Source organism: Shinella oryzae (assembly GCF_023038235.1).
Lineage (GTDB): Bacteria > Pseudomonadota > Alphaproteobacteria > Rhizobiales > Rhizobiaceae > Shinella > Shinella sumterensis.
On record NZ_CP081987.1, the window covers coordinates 2,128,199 to 2,142,729 of the forward strand.

The following is a 14,531-nucleotide window of genomic DNA, read 5'->3' on the forward strand; positions in this document are numbered from 1 at the left end:
TCCGGCCTGCCGGCCATCTTCTCCCCGCAAGCGGGGCGAAGGAGATATGCCGCGTCGGTTTCCCCCATCTTCAACCCAGCGTGGGGCACGTCCCCTCTCCCCGCTTGCGGGAAGAGGGTTAGGGTGAGGGGCAATTGAGCACCGGCAAAGAAATGCACGGCCAATACCATCACGACTTCACGTAATTCGCGGCGTTGTGCTTGTCCATGACGGCCTGGAACCGGCGGGCAAAGGCGTCGTCGGCGAGTTTCTTGCGGCGCTGGATGTCCTGCGTCGCCAGCATGTTCTTCTCGTGCATCTCCAGGAGGTCGCCGATATGGCGCTGCGAGGCGGAGCCGATGCCGGCCATCGTTTCCTCGGCCGCGGTATCGACCTGCGAACCGAGCGTGTTGATCTTGTGCGCCACGTCCTGCTGGGCTGCCGTCTTCAGCGAGTCTTCCAGCGCCTTGTAGAGCACGATGCGCTGCTCGGTATCGATGGTCAGCTTGTTGATCAGCGTGTTCTGCGCGGCGATCTGGTTGTTGAGCGAATCCACGAAGGTCTGGAACATCGAGGTGTAGCGCTCCAGCGTCTGGCTCTCCGCCAGAAGCTCCTGTTCCTTCGCCTGCATCTGGTTGTATTCGGTCGCCAGCGCCGAGCGCTCGCCTTCGAGGTCTGTGCGGGCGCGCTGGTCGGTGGAGGCGGCGATACGGTTTTCGAGGTCCATCAGGAGCGGGTTCAATTCCTCGATGCGCTTCTGCGTGGCCTCCAGATTGGTCATCGTGCCCTTGCGGCGCTCGATCACGCTGATCAGGCTCGCCTCGGAAGTCTTGTAGCGCTGTTCGAGGATCGACTTCTGCTCCTTGAGGATGCCGACGATCGTGTCGGACTTTGCAAGCAGTTCCTGCAGGTTGCCAGCGAGCGACATGTTGCGCACACGGTCGGTGCGCATGCGCTGCATCTTCTGCTTGGAGAAGATGCCGATGAACTTTTCGTAGCCCGTATAGCTCTTCATGCTCTCGAATTCGGTGCCGAAGATGTTGGTCGCATCCTCCAGTCCGATGATGAGGTCGGCGATATTGCCCTCCATCACCTTCTGCTGGTTGATGACGTCCTGGATACGGGCATTCTCGATATCGAAATTCACGTCGCCGAGCTTGGTATCCGCCTTGGCGAACTGCTCCAGCACGATGCCGGACTGCTCCAGCTTGCCGCGCATCTGGTCGACGACCGAGCGGGTTTTCTCGATTTCCGTATCGAAGTTCTGAAGTGTGGCCATATGCCTCTATCCCCTTGAGCTCTCCACGGCAGACGTCCTCGCCCCCCGATTTATTCCGTCGCAACACTATACGATTTCAGACAGATAGGAACCTGCCTGCGGGTTTTCCCGCAGAACATGTGGGACAGGCCGGACGCGCCGCAAGGCTGCACGGAAAATTTTTCCGCGCCCGCTAGGGAGCCTGCGGCGCTTTCAGAAACGCGATGAGATCTGCGATATCCTCCGCCTTGCGCAATCCGGCAAACGTCATGCGCGTGCCGGGCACCATCGCCTTCGGCGACAGGAGGTATTCGGCAAGAAGCGCTTCGTCCCAAACCTTGCCGCCCTCGGCAAAGGCCGCCATGGCGGGCGAATATGTGTAATCCGCCACGGACGCGACGGGCCGGCGGACGATCCCGGCAAGGGTCGGACCCACGCGATTGACCGGTTCGGTGGAGTGGCAGGCCTGGCATTTGCGGAAAACCACGGCACCCGCGGCGGCATCCCCGTCGGCGCGCGCCGGGGTGGCAAGACAGAGCAAGGCGGCCAGTGCGGCAAGCGGCTTCATCGGAGGGCTCCTTTGCCGGCGCCGATGTCAATCGGCGTTCATGATGTCGTCCCAATGCCGGCGGCAGTAGGATACATATTTGTCATTGCCGCCGATTTCCACCTGCGCGCCGTGCTTCGCCACCTTGCCGTCGGCGCCGAGCCGCACCACCATCGTGGCCTTGCGCCCGCAATGGCAGATGGTGCGCACCTCGCGCATCTCGTCGGCTATGGCGAGCAAAGCCTTCGAACCGGGAAACAGCTTGCCCTGAAAATCCGTGCGCAGGCCATAGGCCATGACGGGAACATGCAGCCGGTCGGCCACGCGGGCGAGCTGCCAGACCTGTTCCTCCGTCAGGAACTGCGCCTCGTCGACGAAGACACAGGCGATCGGCCCCTCGCCGTTGCCGTTCAGGTCCTCGATATGGCGATAGAGATCGTCGCTCCGGTCGAAGGCGATGGCATCCGCGGAGAGGCCGATGCGGGAGGAGATGCGGCCGGCGCCGGCGCGGTCGTCGAAGGAGGCGATGAAGATCGCCGTGCGCATGCCGCGTTCGCGGTAATTATAGGACGCCTGAAGCAGGAGCGTCGACTTGCCCGCATTCATCGTCGCATAGCTGAAATAGAGTTTGGCCATGATTTTCTCCGTCCCCGCCTCATGGCGCGTCAGGGGGCGATTTTCCAGCCGCAAACGGCTGAAAACCACAGAAAACACCGGGGCCCATCCGGTGCGACATCAATGTGTTTAATTGCGAACAGGCCCGAAATTTATTGGACCTTTCAGAGGCTTCCGGCTAGTTCAGACGGCTTGAAAGCCCATTGTTTTGATGATTGTCTAATACACCAGTTATAAGGGGAGCCATAAAATGAACTCTGCATCACCATTCAAGACACTGCTTGCCGCCGCCGTCTCGGTCATCGCACTGGGCGTGGCCGGCGCATCCGCCGCCGAGGCCGAAAGCTGTGGCAAGGTCCGCTTCTCGGATGTCGGCTGGACGGACATCACCGCCACCACCGCGACCGCCACGACCATCCTCAAGAACCTCGGCTACGAGACGGAAGTCACCGTGCTGTCCGTTCCCGTCACCTATACCTCGCTGTCGAACAAGGACATCGACGTGTTCCTCGGCAACTGGATGCCGACGATGGAAGCCGACATCAAGCCCTTCCGCGAGGACGGCTCGGTCGAGACCGTTCGCGAAAACCTCGAAGGCGCCAAGTACACGCTGGCGACCAATGCCAAGGGTGCGGAACTCGGCATCAAGGATTTCGCCGACATCGCCAAGCACAAGGACGAACTCGGCTCCAAGATCTACGGCATCGAGCCGGGCAATGACGGCAACCGCCTGATCATCGACATGGTGTCGGGCAACAAGTTCGATCTTTCGGGCTTCGAAGTGGTCGAGTCCTCCGAGCAGGGCATGCTGGCCGAAGTCGCCCGCGCCGAGCAGGAAGGCACGCCGGTCGTCTTCCTGGGCTGGGAGCCGCACCCGATGAACGCCAACTTCAAGCTGACCTACCTCACCGGCGGCGACGACGTCTTCGGCCCCAATTTCGGCGGCGCGACGATCTACACCAACGTGCGCAAGGGCTACACGGCCGAGTGCCCGAACGTCGGCAAGTTCCTGCAGAACCTCAAGTTCTCGCTAGAGATGGAAAACCAGATCATGGGCAAGATCCTGAACGACGGTCAGGATCCGGAAGCCGCAGCGACCGAGTGGCTGAAGGCCAACCCCGCCGCCATCGAGCCGTGGCTCGCCGGCGTCACGACGAAGGACGGCAGCGGCGAGGCTCTGCCGGCGGTGAAAACCGCACTTGGTCTCTAACAGACAAGAATCGGGCGGGGAGGAAACTTTCCCGCCCTTCTTGCCGCCGGATACTGCTGGCGCTTCAGACATATCCGAGCGGCTTTGCGCCTGCGCCTGCGGACGCCTTGCTGCCAATATTCGCACTCCAGCCAGGGACCTATTCTCGTGGATTGGCTTACCGTTTCCAAAATTCCGATCGGACCCATCGCCAAAGAGGCCGTCAGCTGGCTGACGACGAACGGCAAGGGACTGTTTGATTTCCTGAAAGTCTTCCTGCAGGCCGGCATCGATGCCGTGCTCTATGTGCTGCAGGGCCCGTTCGCCAGCGCCGGCGGCAAATTCGGCTATTCCATCGCCCTCATCCTGCTCGTCTCGGCCGCAAGCTGGTATTTCCGCCGGTCCGTCGGGGTGGCGCTCTTCACCTTCCTCGGCCTGCTGCTCATCGTGAACCAGGGCTACTGGAAGGAAACCACGGAAACGCTGGCCCTCGTCCTGGCGGCGACCGGCGTCAGCATGATCGTCGGCGTGCCGCTCGGCATCGCGGCCGCCCGCCGGCCCTGGTTCTATTCCATCCTGCGGCCGATCCTCGATCTCATGCAGACGATCCCGACCTTCGTCTACCTGATCCCGGCCCTCATTCTCTTCGGGCTCGGCATGGTGCCCGGCCTGATCGCGACGGTGATCTTCGCCATCCCCGCGCCGATCCGCCTCACCCGCCTCGGCATCATCTCCACGCCGCCCGCGCTGGTCGAAGCAGCACAAGCCTTCGGTGCGACACCGGGCCAGGTGCTGCGCAAGGTCGAACTGCCCTTCGCCACGCCGCAGATCATGGCCGGCCTCACCCAGACGATCATGCTGTCGCTGTCGATGGTGGTCATCGCGGCCCTCGTCGGCGCCAAGGGCCTCGGCGTTCCCGTGGTGCGCGCGCTCAACACCGTCAACATCTCCATGGGTTTCGAGGCGGGCCTGTGTATCGTCATCCTCGCGATCATTCTCGATCGCCTCTTCCGCGCCGCTGACGAAGGAGACGGCAAATGACCGACGCTGTCGTCTTCAACAACGTATCCATCATTTTCGGCGACAATCCGCAGAGAGCGCTCGCGCTGGCCGATGCCGGCAAGTCGCGTGACGAGATCGGTGCCGAAACCGGCCTCGTGCTCGGCGTGGCCGATGCCACGCTGTCGATCAACGAGGGCGAGATCCTCGTGCTGATGGGCCTGTCCGGCTCGGGCAAGTCGACGCTGCTGCGCGCCGTCAACGGGCTCGCACCCGTCGTGCGCGGCGATGTGGCGGTCAAGGCCGGCAACGGCGCGGTGAACCCGTACAAGGCGACGCCAAAGGCGCTGCGCGATTTCCGCATGCACACCGTGTCCATGGTGTTCCAGCAGTTCGCGCTCCTGCCCTGGCGCACCGTCGCCGACAATGTCGGCTTCGGCCTCGAGCTTGCGGGCGTGCCGGACAGCGAGCGCAAGGCGCGGGTCGCCGAGCAGCTCGAACTCGTCAACCTCACCAAATGGGCGAACCGCAAGGTCAACGAGCTCTCGGGCGGCATGCAGCAGCGTGTCGGCCTCGCCCGGGCCTTCGCGACGGGCGCGCCGATCCTGCTCATGGACGAGCCGTTCTCCGCGCTCGACCCGCTGATCCGCACCCGCCTGCAGGACGAACTCCTGGAGTTCCAGCGCCGGCTGAAGAAGACCATCATCTTCGTCAGCCATGACCTGGACGAGGCCTTCCGCATCGGCAACCGCATCGCCATCATGGAGGGCGGGCGCATCATCCAGTGCGGCACGCCGCAGGAGATCGTGAAGAACCCGGCCAACCAGTATGTCGCGGATTTCGTGCAGAACATGAACCCGATCAACATGCTGACGGCGCACGATGTCATGCAGCCCGGCGCCTCGCACAGCGGCACCGTCACGGCCACCACAGCGCCGGAAACGCCGCTGGTCGACGTGCTCGACGCCATGGCGCGCACGCCCGGCAATGTCGGCGTCGTCGAAAACGGCACCGTCGTCGGCACGATCAGCGCGCAGGACGTCATAGGCGGATTGACGCGCCACCGCCGGCGCGGCTGACAACCGGCCCGCTTCGGTCTAGACAGGGCGGCGCTCCCCCCGGGGCGCCGCTTTTTTCCTGCCGATACGGAGCCCAGCCATGACCGAGAAGGACAAACCCGGCGTTCTGCGCGACACCGACGACAAGGCGCGCAACCTCGCCCGCACGCTGCTGCGTTCCGCCCGCTCCTGCGCGCTGGCCGTGCTCGAGCCGGAAACGGGCGCGCCCTTCGCAAGCCGCACGCTGACGGGCACCGATACGGACGGAACACCTGTCATCCTGGTCTCGGCGCTCTCCGTGCACACCACGGCATTGCGCGCCGATCCGCGCGCGTCCCTGCTGGCGGGCGAACCTGGCAAGGGCGATCCGCTCGCCCATCCCCGCCTCACCGTACTGTGCGAGGCCGAGGAAGTATCACGCGAAAGTGAAGCCCGCACGGCACTTCGCGAGCGCTTCATCCGCCGCCACCCAAAGGCGAAACTCTATGTCGATTTTCCCGATTTCGCCTTCTTCCGGCTCGTGCCGCTGCGCGCCCATCTCAACGGCGGTTTCGGCAAGGCCTTCGTGCTGACGGCGGACGATCTTCTGATTCATTCGCCGGCCCGCGATGCGCTCGCAGCCATGGAGCAAGGCGCGATCGACCACATGAACAGCGACCATGCGGAGGCCGCCGGCGTCTACGCAGCCCACTATTGCGGCGCTAAGGAGGGAAACTGGAGCATCGTCGGCCTGGATGCGGCCGGTGTCGATCTCGCCAGCGGCGACCGTTTAAAGCGCCTCGAATTCCCGCACGTGCTGACGGCTGCCGGCGCGCTGCGCGGTGAGCTGGCCCGCCTGCTGCGGGAGGCGCGCGCATCCGACTGAGCAGCGCCGGAGGCTTTCCAGCGACCTCGACCTCCCGGGCATCAAGACTTGAATATCGCATTCATATTAGCGCTATGCGTGTGCTGCTACCCCCATTTCTTGCCCTTGATGCAGGAGGTTTTGTTTATATGCTTACAAGCGCATTAACTTAAAACGTCATGATTTGAAGCGGAAACGCCAGAAGGAGTTTTCAGATGGACAAGATTTCAGAGGCTGAGCACACGCAGGCCGAAGTTGCATCCGACTTCCTGTCCGCGATGGCCAACCCCAAACGGTTATTGATCCTGCGGGTCCTGGTCGGCGGCGAAATCGCCGTCGGCGCGCTGGCCACCAAGGTCGGCCTCAGCCAGTCGGCGCTCTCGCAGCACCTGTCCAAGCTGCGCGCGCAGAACCTCGTCACGACCCGTCGCGACGCCCAGACGATCTACTATTCCAGCAAGTCCGCAGCCGTTCTCACGATCCTCGATTCGCTGGACCGCATCTACGCCGCGCCGGGCGCGGAAAAGAAACTGCGCATCGCCTGATACACCCGATAACCACCTCTTTGCGCCTCGGCCGAAAGTCCGGGGCGCTTTGCTTATGCGCTCCTCCGCACGACGCCTTGACGGTGGCCGGCGCGTTGATAGTTTGACCATCGGGTAAAAATCGCCAAGCATCTGCCGGCCGGCACCGCCCTGCGGGGGCCCGGCACTTTAGGGACCATGGAGAACCGCATGTCCAACCGCCTGAACACCCCCAACGATCTGCGTGCCTTCTGGATGCCGTTCACGGCAAACCGGCAGTTCAAGAAGGAGCCGCGCCTGTTCGTCGGCGCCAAGGACATGTACTACACGACCCATGACGGTCGTCAGGTGCTGGATGGCACGGCGGGCCTGTGGTGCGTGAATGCCGGCCACTGCCGGCCCAAGATCACCGAGGCGATCCGCGAACAGGCGGGCGAACTCGACTATGCGCCCGCCTTCCAGCTCGGCCATCCCAAGGCGTTCGAACTCGCCAACCGTCTGGTCGACATCGCGCCCGAGGGCATGAACCACGTGCTCTACACCAATTCCGGTTCCGAATCGGTCGAAACGGCGCTGAAAGTGGCCTTGGCCTATCACCGCGCCAAGGGCGACGGCTCGCGCTTCCGCCTCGTCGGGCGGGAACGCGGCTATCACGGCGTCAATTTCGGCGGCATCTCCGTCGGCGGCATCGTCTCCAACCGCAAGATGTTCGGCACGCTGCTGACCGGCGTCGACCACATGCCGCACACCCATTTCCCCGACAAGAACGCGTTCTCGCGCGGCGAGCCGGAGCATGGCGGTGATATCGCCAGCGAATTGCAGCGCATCATCACCCTGCATGACGCCTCCACCATCGCGGCCGTCATCGTCGAGCCGGTCGCCGGTTCCACCGGCGTTCTCATTCCGCCGAAGGGTTACCTCCAGAAGCTTCGCGAAATCTGCACGCAGCATGGCATCCTCTTGATCTTCGACGAGGTCATCACCGGTTTCGGCCGCCTCGGCGCGCCCTTCGCCGCCCAGTATTTCGACGTGAAGCCCGATATCATCACCACCGCCAAGGGCCTCACCAACGGCGTGATCCCGATGGGCGCCGTCTTCGTCACCTCCGAGATCCATGACACGTTCATGAACGGCCCGGAGCACATGATCGAGTTCTTCCACGGCTACACCTATTCCGGCAACCCGATCGCGTGCGCGGCGGCCCTCGGCACGCTCGACACCTACAAGGAAGAGGGCCTGCTGACCCGCGCCAGCGAACTCGCCTCCTACTGGGAAGACGGCCTGCATTCGCTCAAGGATTGCCCCAACGTCATCGATATCAGAAATGTCGGCCTGATCGGCGCCATCGAGCTTTCGCCCATAGCCGGCGAGCCCACCAAGCGCGCCTTCAATGCCTTCCTCAAGGCCTATGAGCAGGGCCTGCTCATCCGCACGACGGGTGACATCATCGCGCTCTCGCCGCCGCTGATCATCGAAAAGCACCATATCGACGAGCTGTTCGGCAAGCTGCGCGACGTGCTCCAGAACAACATCTGAGCCGACAGTAGGTCGTATACAGGCGACTTCCCGTCGCGCCGGTCCCACAGGGATGGCGCGGCGGGTCGCATCATCTCCTTACCGTGATCCGGGTCGGCTCCGCCTTGGCGGCGGAGGCCCACATGGTGGGAGCAAATCCATGCGATCGATCTATCTGGCTTTTATCCTGCTCGGCCTCTTCTGGGGCTCGAACTTCATCTACATGAAATGGGCATCGGAGCTGATCACGCCCGCGCAGATCACGCTTCTGCGGGTCTTCTTCGGCTTCCTGCCGCTTGCCGTGGTCGCATGGCGGAACGGCGTAATCCACAGGGAGCAGATACGGCACCTTCCGCATTTCCTCGTCATGGCGGTGCTGGCGACGGCCTTCTACTATTTCGCCATCGCGGAGGGCACCGCGCGCCTGCCGTCCGGCATTGCGGGCGTTCTCGGCGGCTCGATCTCGCTCTTCACCACGCTCGCCACGCTTCTCGTGCTGCGCACCGAACGGCCCAATGCCCTGATGCTCGCCGGCGTGGTGACGGGCTTTGCCGGCATCGTCCTGATCGCCCGCCCGTGGGAGCGGTCGGGCGGCAGCATCGATATCGACGGCGTGCTGTGGATGCTTGCCGCCACCAGCATCCTCGGCCTCTCCTATGTCTATGTGCGCCGCTTTCTCTCGCCCCATAACCTGCCGCCGCTGGCACTCGCCACGTGGCAAACGGGGCTTGCCCTTCTCGTGCTTCTCGCGCTCACCGACCGCACCGGCATCTCGGCCATCCTGACCGACTGGCATGCGGCGGCGGGCGTGGCCGTGGGGCTCGGCATCCTCGGCACGGGCATGGCCTTCCTGATCTATTACTACCTGCTACAGGAACTGGGCGCCGTCGCTGCCTCCGGCGCGACCTATATCACGCCGAACGTCGCGCTGCTGATCGGCTGGGCGGCCGGAGAAACGGTCGGCATGCTGGAAATCGCTGCCATCGTCCTCGTGCTCGCCAGCATCGCGATGCTGCAGATCGGCCGGCAACGTGCCCTTCGCGAGACGCGGCGCTAAGATTTGCGCTAAAGTGTGGCCGGCTTTCCGCAAAAGGAGATTCGATGCCGACGACCACCCGTATCGAGAACGCCTTCCTGACCGTCGAGGTCTCGTCCCTCGGCGCCGAGATGCAGTCCATAACATCTGGAGACGGCGGCAACTGGCTCTGGAACGGCGACGCCGCCTTCTGGACCGGCCGCTCGCCGGTGCTGTTTCCCATCGTCGGCAAGGCGCCGGACGATACGCTGCTGATCGACGGCAGGCCCTATCCCATGGCCCAGCATGGCTTTGCCCGGCGACGCGAGTTCACCATCGAGACCACGTCGGCCACGGCCTGCCGCTATGCGCTGGAGGCCTCCGACGAAACCCGCGCCGTCTACCCTTTCGATTTCCGTCTCACCGTCGAACACAGCCTCGACGACCGCACGTTGACGGTGGCCAGCATGGTGGAAAACCGGGGCGAAGAGCCGATGCCCTTCGGCTTCGGCTACCATCCCGCCTTCTCCTGGCCGCTGCCGGGCGCCGCGGGAAAACCGCATACGGTGACGCTTGCAAACGGCGTCGAGCCGCTGCGCCAGCCCTTGGAAAACGGCCTTCTCTCCACGAGCCGCACGCCATCCCCCTTTAAGCACGGCCGCCTCGTGCTCGCGCACGACCTGTTCGCCAACGACGCCCTGGTTTTCCCGCAAGGGGCCGGCGACAGCCTCGTCTACGCCGCCGAGGGCGGTCCGTCCCTCGCCTTTCGTTTCGAGAACCTGCCCAACCTCGCGCTGTGGACGAAGCCCGGCGCGCCCTTCCTGTGCATCGAACCCTGGCATGGCACGGCGGCCGAATACGGCGCGTCGCCCGAACTGAAGGACCGGCCCTATACGAGCGTGCTGGACGGCGGCGAAACGAAACGCTTCGCCTTCTCCGTGACCTTTCCGGCCTGAGGTTTTCCCGGCACAGCCCTTCCCTCCGGCGCGCACCCCGCTAGAGTCGCAGAAAAGGATTCGGGAGACCCGCCATGACCGACTTGGAACGCCTCATCGACCAGGGAACCGGCCGCGAGCCGGCCGATATCGTGCTGAAGGGCGGGCAGTTCTTCGATCTGGTGACGGGCGAACTCGTCGCGTCGGACATCGCGATCTGCGGCGACCGAATCGTCGGCACCTGCGGCACCTACACGGGCAGAACGGAAATCGACATCACCGGCCGCATCGTAGTGCCGGGCTTCATCGACACGCATCTGCACATCGAATCCTCGCTGGTGACGCCGCACGAATTCGACCGCTGCGTCCTGCCCTACGGCGTCACGACGGTGATCTGCGATCCGCATGAGATCGCCAACGTGCTCGGAACGGAGGGCATCCAGTTCTTCCTCGACAGCGCCATGCAGACGATCATGGATATCCGCGTGCAGCTGTCGAGCTGCGTGCCCGCCACTCATCTGGAAACGTCGGGCGCCGACCTGCCCGTCGAACGGCTCCTGCCGTTCCGCGATCATCCCAAGGTCATCGGCCTCGCCGAGTTCATGAACTTCCCTGGTGTCATCCACAAGGACCCGGTCTGCCTCGCCAAGCTGGAAGCCTTCCAGGGCGGGCATATCGATGGGCACGCGCCGCTTCTTCTGGGCAAGGACCTCAACGGCTATCTTTCCGCCGGCATCCGCACCGAGCATGAATGCACCACCGCCGAGGAGGCGCTGGAGAAGATCCGCAAGGGCATGCATATCCTCATTCGCGAGGGCTCCGTTTCCAAGGATCTTCTGGCGCTGCTGCCCATCATGACGGAACGCCTGTCGCCCTTCCTTGCGCTCTGCACGGACGACCGCAACCCGCTCGACATCGCCGAGCAGGGCCATCTCGATTACATGATCCGCACCGCGATCGCCCATGGCCGGGCGCCGCTCGCCGTCTACCGCGCCGCCTCCATTTCCGCCGCGAAGGCCTTCGGCCTCAGCGACCGCGGCCTCGTCGCCCCAGGCTGGCGCGCCGACCTCGTCGTCATCGACACGCTGGAGAACTGCAAGGCCGAGATGGTGTTTTCCGCCGGCAGGCGTGTGGACGACGCCCTCTTCGCCACCCGCGCCGCTGTGGACCCCGTCGGGCTGGACAGCGTCAAGGCGCGCGCCGTGGAGGCGGCCCATTTCGCCGTGCCCGCCGCCAATGCGGAGACCCCCGTCATCGGCGTGCTGCCGGGCAAGATCATCACCGAACACCGGCGCTACCGCCTGCCCGCCAAGGGCAACCAGACGACAGTCGATCTGGCGCAGGACATCATCAAGGTCGCCGTCATCGAGCGCCACGGCAAGAACGGCAACCACGCCAACGGCTTCGTGCAGGGCTTCGGCCTGAAGAAAGGCGCCATCGCCTCCACCGTAGGCCATGACAGCCACAATATCTGCGTGGTCGGCGTCGACGAAGACGACATGGCCCGCGCCGCAAACCGGCTGAGCGAGATCAAGGGCGGCTTCGTCGTGGTCGAGAATGGCGTGGTCACCGGCGAGATCGCCCTGCCCGTCGCAGGCCTGATGAGCCTGGAGCCCTATGAAAGCGTGCGCGATACCCTGCACCACCTGCGCCAGGCTGCCTTCGCGCTCGGCGCCACGCTGGAAGAACCCTTCCTCCAGCTCGCCTTCCTGCCGCTCCCCGTCATCCCCCACCTGAAGATCTCGGACCGCGGCATGGTGGATGTGGACCGGTTCGCGCTGATCGGGTGACGTTTGCCTTAAGGCTGAAAATCCGCATCGTCGATGTCGAGATAGCGACTTAGAATGCGCACGAGGATCAGGCGGTTCGGCGTCACCGTTTAGAACAACACGTAGTTTCCGACAGAAAGGCTGCGCAGACCTTCCGCCAGTGCCGGTCGCGGGCGGCCGGCGTCCGGATGGGCCGCGAGCTTTTCTGCGGCATCGGCAAACCTGTCAAGCAGTCGATCGGCGGCGCTTTCGCTGTCATGCGCAATGTAGCGCCAGATGTCGAACAGGTCTTCCTCCGCACGCGGAAGATGAAAGACCTCAAGCATTGCGCGTGGTTCGCCGGCCGATGCGAGCGCGTGCCTTTATCGCATTCATGTCGAGCGCTGTTGCGGGCCCGCTTTCCAAACCTTCCTGAATAGCCTCCCGCAGTGCCGTAATCCTGGCCTCGCGCTGCATCTCGCGATCCTCGAGAAGGCGCAGGCCATCGCGAACGACCTCGCTCGCGCTGGCATAACGGCCACTGGCCAGAAGCTCACGAACGAAGGTTTCATAGTGAGTGCCGAGCGTGTAACTGGAAGCCATGTGCATCTCCAAAGTATCACTTTATGATACTATTGCGCTGGCATACTCGCAAGCTAAACCCGAACACACGCCATATCCAGTCCGTCCAGCTCGATCGTGCCGTCCTTCAACTTCGCGCCGAAGCCCGGAACGGGGACCGACTCGCCGAGCTTCAGCGATTTCGCCGGCACGAATTCGGCCTTCTCGCGCGTCAGGTTGAAGACGAACAGCAGCTTCTCGCCACCCTTCTCGCGCGTGAAGGCGAGGATGTCCTGGTTGGAATGCACGAAGGCCATGTCGCCGTCATGCAGCAGGTCGTGCGCCTTGCGGAAGGCGAGCGTCGTGCGATAGTGGTTGAGCACCGAGCCTGCGATCTTTTCCTGCGTATCGACGGCGTGGCGCGCGTGGTCCTCCGGCACGGGAAGCCACGGCTTGGCCGTACTGAAGCCGGCATGCGCCTCGCCGTGCTGCCATGGCATCGGCGTGCGGCATCCGTCGCGCCCCTTGAAAGCGGGCCAGAAGCGGATGCCGTAGGGGTCGCGCAGGTCCTCGAAGGCAAGCTCCGCTTCCGTCAGTCCAAGCTCCTCGCCCTGGTAGAGGCAGATCGAACCGCGCAACGTCGACAGCAGCGTGATCGCAAGCTTGGCCACCCGCTCGCGCTCCTCCAGCCCCTTGATGAAGCGGCTGACATGGCGGTTGACGTCGTGATTGGAGAAGGCCCAGCAGACCCAGCCGTCCGTCACCGCGCGCTGGAAGGCCTGCACGCATTTGCGGATGTGCTCGGCGGTGAAATCCGGGCCGAGCAGGTCGAAGGTGTAGCACATGTTGAGCTTGTCGCCGCCGCTTGTGTAATCGGCCACCGTCTTGAGCGAGCGCGCGCCGTCGCCGACCTCGCCCACCGTCATGCGCCCCTCATACTCGTCGAGCAGCGCGCGAAAGCGCTTGAGAAAGTCGATGTTCTCCGGCTGCGTCTTGTCGTAGCGGTGCGATTGCATGCCGTAGGGGTTCACGTCGGGCGCATCCAGGCCGATCTCTTCGGGGTCGGGTTCGTGCGGCGGGTTGTCGCGCAGCTTCCTGTCGTGGAAATAGAAGTTCACGGTATCGAGCCGGAAGCCGTCGACACCGCGGTCGAGCCAGAAGCGCACGGTCTTCAAGAGCGCATCCTGCACATCCGGATTGTGGAAGTTGAGGTCCGGCTGCGAGGTCAGGAAGTTGTGCATGTAATATTGCTTGCGCACGCCGTCCCATTCCCAGCCCGGCCCGCCGAAGATCGACAGCCAGTTGTTGGGCGCCGTGCCGTCGCGCTTGGGGTCTGCCCAGACATACCAGTCCGCCTTCGGATTGTCCCGGCTCGCACGGCTCTCGATGAACCACGGATGCTGGTCCGACGTGTGCGAGATCACCTGGTCTATGACGACCTTCATGCCGAGGCGATGCGCCTCCCCCAGCATGGCGTCGAAATCCGCAAGCGTGCCGAACATCGGATCGACATCGCAGTAATCCGAGACGTCATAGCCCATATCCGCCATCGGCGACTTGAAGAACGGCGACAGCCAGATGGCATCGACGCCCAGCGAGGCGATGTGCCCGAGCCGCCGGGTGATGCCGCGCAGGTCTCCCATGCCGTCCCCGGTCGTGTCCTGGAACGAGCGGGGATAGACCTGATAGATCACCGCGCCGCGCCACCAGTCGTCGGCCTTTCCAGGGGGCTTCGTCATGCGTT

Annotated in this window: 15 protein-coding genes; 9 read left to right on the top strand and 6 right to left on the bottom strand. The window is 63.9% G+C overall.

Annotated features, from left to right (window positions below):
• Window positions 1–169: 169 nt before the first annotated feature.
• From K6301_RS10465 to K6301_RS10475, 3 genes are all read right to left on the bottom strand, one after another.
• On the bottom strand, window positions 170–1,258 hold the full coding sequence (locus K6301_RS10465) for a hypothetical protein (protein WP_247216698.1): 1,089 nt from the start codon (window positions 1,256–1,258) through the stop codon (window positions 170–172).
• A gap of 172 nt (window positions 1,259–1,430) precedes the next feature.
• The gene (locus tag K6301_RS10470) at window positions 1,431–1,805 is read right to left on the bottom strand and encodes a c-type cytochrome (protein ID WP_247216699.1); all 375 of its coding nucleotides are present in this window, start codon (window positions 1,803–1,805) and stop codon (window positions 1,431–1,433) included.
• A gap of 27 nt (window positions 1,806–1,832) precedes the next feature.
• Window positions 1,833–2,420: a thymidine kinase gene (locus K6301_RS10475; protein ID WP_247216701.1), complete on the bottom strand. Its 588-nt coding sequence runs from the start codon at window positions 2,418–2,420 to the stop codon at window positions 1,833–1,835.
• Window positions 2,421–2,649: 229 nt separating this feature from the next.
• Between K6301_RS10475 and K6301_RS10480 the strand changes: the two genes are divergently transcribed.
• From K6301_RS10480 to ade, 9 genes are all read left to right on the top strand, one after another.
• The gene (locus tag K6301_RS10480; RefSeq protein ID WP_247216703.1) at window positions 2,650–3,609 is read left to right on the top strand and encodes a choline ABC transporter substrate-binding protein; all 960 of its coding nucleotides are present in this window, start codon (window positions 2,650–2,652) and stop codon (window positions 3,607–3,609) included.
• 147 nt (window positions 3,610–3,756) lie between these two features.
• The gene (choW, locus tag K6301_RS10485) at window positions 3,757–4,629 is read left to right on the top strand and encodes a choline ABC transporter permease subunit (protein WP_134646936.1); all 873 of its coding nucleotides are present in this window, start codon (window positions 3,757–3,759) and stop codon (window positions 4,627–4,629) included.
• Window positions 4,626–5,666, top strand: coding sequence for a choline ABC transporter ATP-binding protein (choV, locus tag K6301_RS10490; RefSeq protein WP_247216705.1), 1,041 nt, complete (start codon window positions 4,626–4,628; stop codon window positions 5,664–5,666). The genes choW and choV overlap by 4 nt, the downstream gene beginning before the upstream one ends.
• 79 nt (window positions 5,667–5,745) lie before the next feature.
• A complete protein-coding gene (locus tag K6301_RS10495; RefSeq protein ID WP_247216707.1) occupies window positions 5,746–6,510 on the top strand; it encodes a HugZ family pyridoxamine 5'-phosphate oxidase in 765 nt (254 codons plus the stop codon).
• A gap of 194 nt (window positions 6,511–6,704) precedes the next feature.
• Window positions 6,705–7,034, top strand: a complete 330-nt coding sequence (locus K6301_RS10500) for an ArsR/SmtB family transcription factor (protein ID WP_247216709.1) — start codon at window positions 6,705–6,707, stop codon at window positions 7,032–7,034.
• 189 nt (window positions 7,035–7,223) lie between these two features.
• Window positions 7,224–8,549, top strand: coding sequence for an omega-aminotransferase AptA (aptA, locus tag K6301_RS10505; RefSeq protein WP_134646928.1), 1,326 nt, complete (start codon window positions 7,224–7,226; stop codon window positions 8,547–8,549).
• Window positions 8,550–8,688: 139 nt separating this feature from the next.
• Complete coding sequence (locus tag K6301_RS10510) at window positions 8,689–9,585, top strand: DMT family transporter (RefSeq protein ID WP_247216711.1); 897 nt, start codon at window positions 8,689–8,691, stop codon at window positions 9,583–9,585.
• 44 nt (window positions 9,586–9,629) lie between these two features.
• Window positions 9,630–10,499 (top strand): aldose 1-epimerase family protein, encoded by an 870-nt coding sequence (locus K6301_RS10515; RefSeq protein WP_247216713.1) that lies wholly within the window; start codon window positions 9,630–9,632, stop codon window positions 10,497–10,499.
• A gap of 74 nt (window positions 10,500–10,573) precedes the next feature.
• Window positions 10,574–12,268, top strand: coding sequence for an adenine deaminase (gene ade / locus K6301_RS10520; RefSeq protein WP_247216715.1), 1,695 nt, complete (start codon window positions 10,574–10,576; stop codon window positions 12,266–12,268).
• An 89-nt stretch (window positions 12,269–12,357) separates the two neighbouring features.
• Here ade and K6301_RS10525 read toward each other — a convergent pair whose 3' ends face one another.
• The 3 genes from K6301_RS10525 to bglA are packed head-to-tail and all read right to left on the bottom strand — an operon-like array spanning window position 12,358 to window position 14,526.
• Window positions 12,358–12,573: a type II toxin-antitoxin system RelE/ParE family toxin gene (locus K6301_RS10525; protein ID WP_247216717.1), complete on the bottom strand. Its 216-nt coding sequence runs from the start codon at window positions 12,571–12,573 to the stop codon at window positions 12,358–12,360.
• On the bottom strand, window positions 12,566–12,829 hold the full coding sequence (locus K6301_RS10530; RefSeq protein WP_247216719.1) for a type II toxin-antitoxin system ParD family antitoxin: 264 nt from the start codon (window positions 12,827–12,829) through the stop codon (window positions 12,566–12,568). Before K6301_RS10530 ends, K6301_RS10525 begins: the two co-directional genes overlap by 8 nt.
• Before the next feature lie 53 nt (window positions 12,830–12,882).
• A complete protein-coding gene (gene bglA, locus K6301_RS10535; RefSeq protein ID WP_247216721.1) occupies window positions 12,883–14,526 on the bottom strand; it encodes a beta-galactosidase BglA in 1,644 nt (547 codons plus the stop codon).
• Window positions 14,527–14,531: the final 5 nt, after the last annotated feature.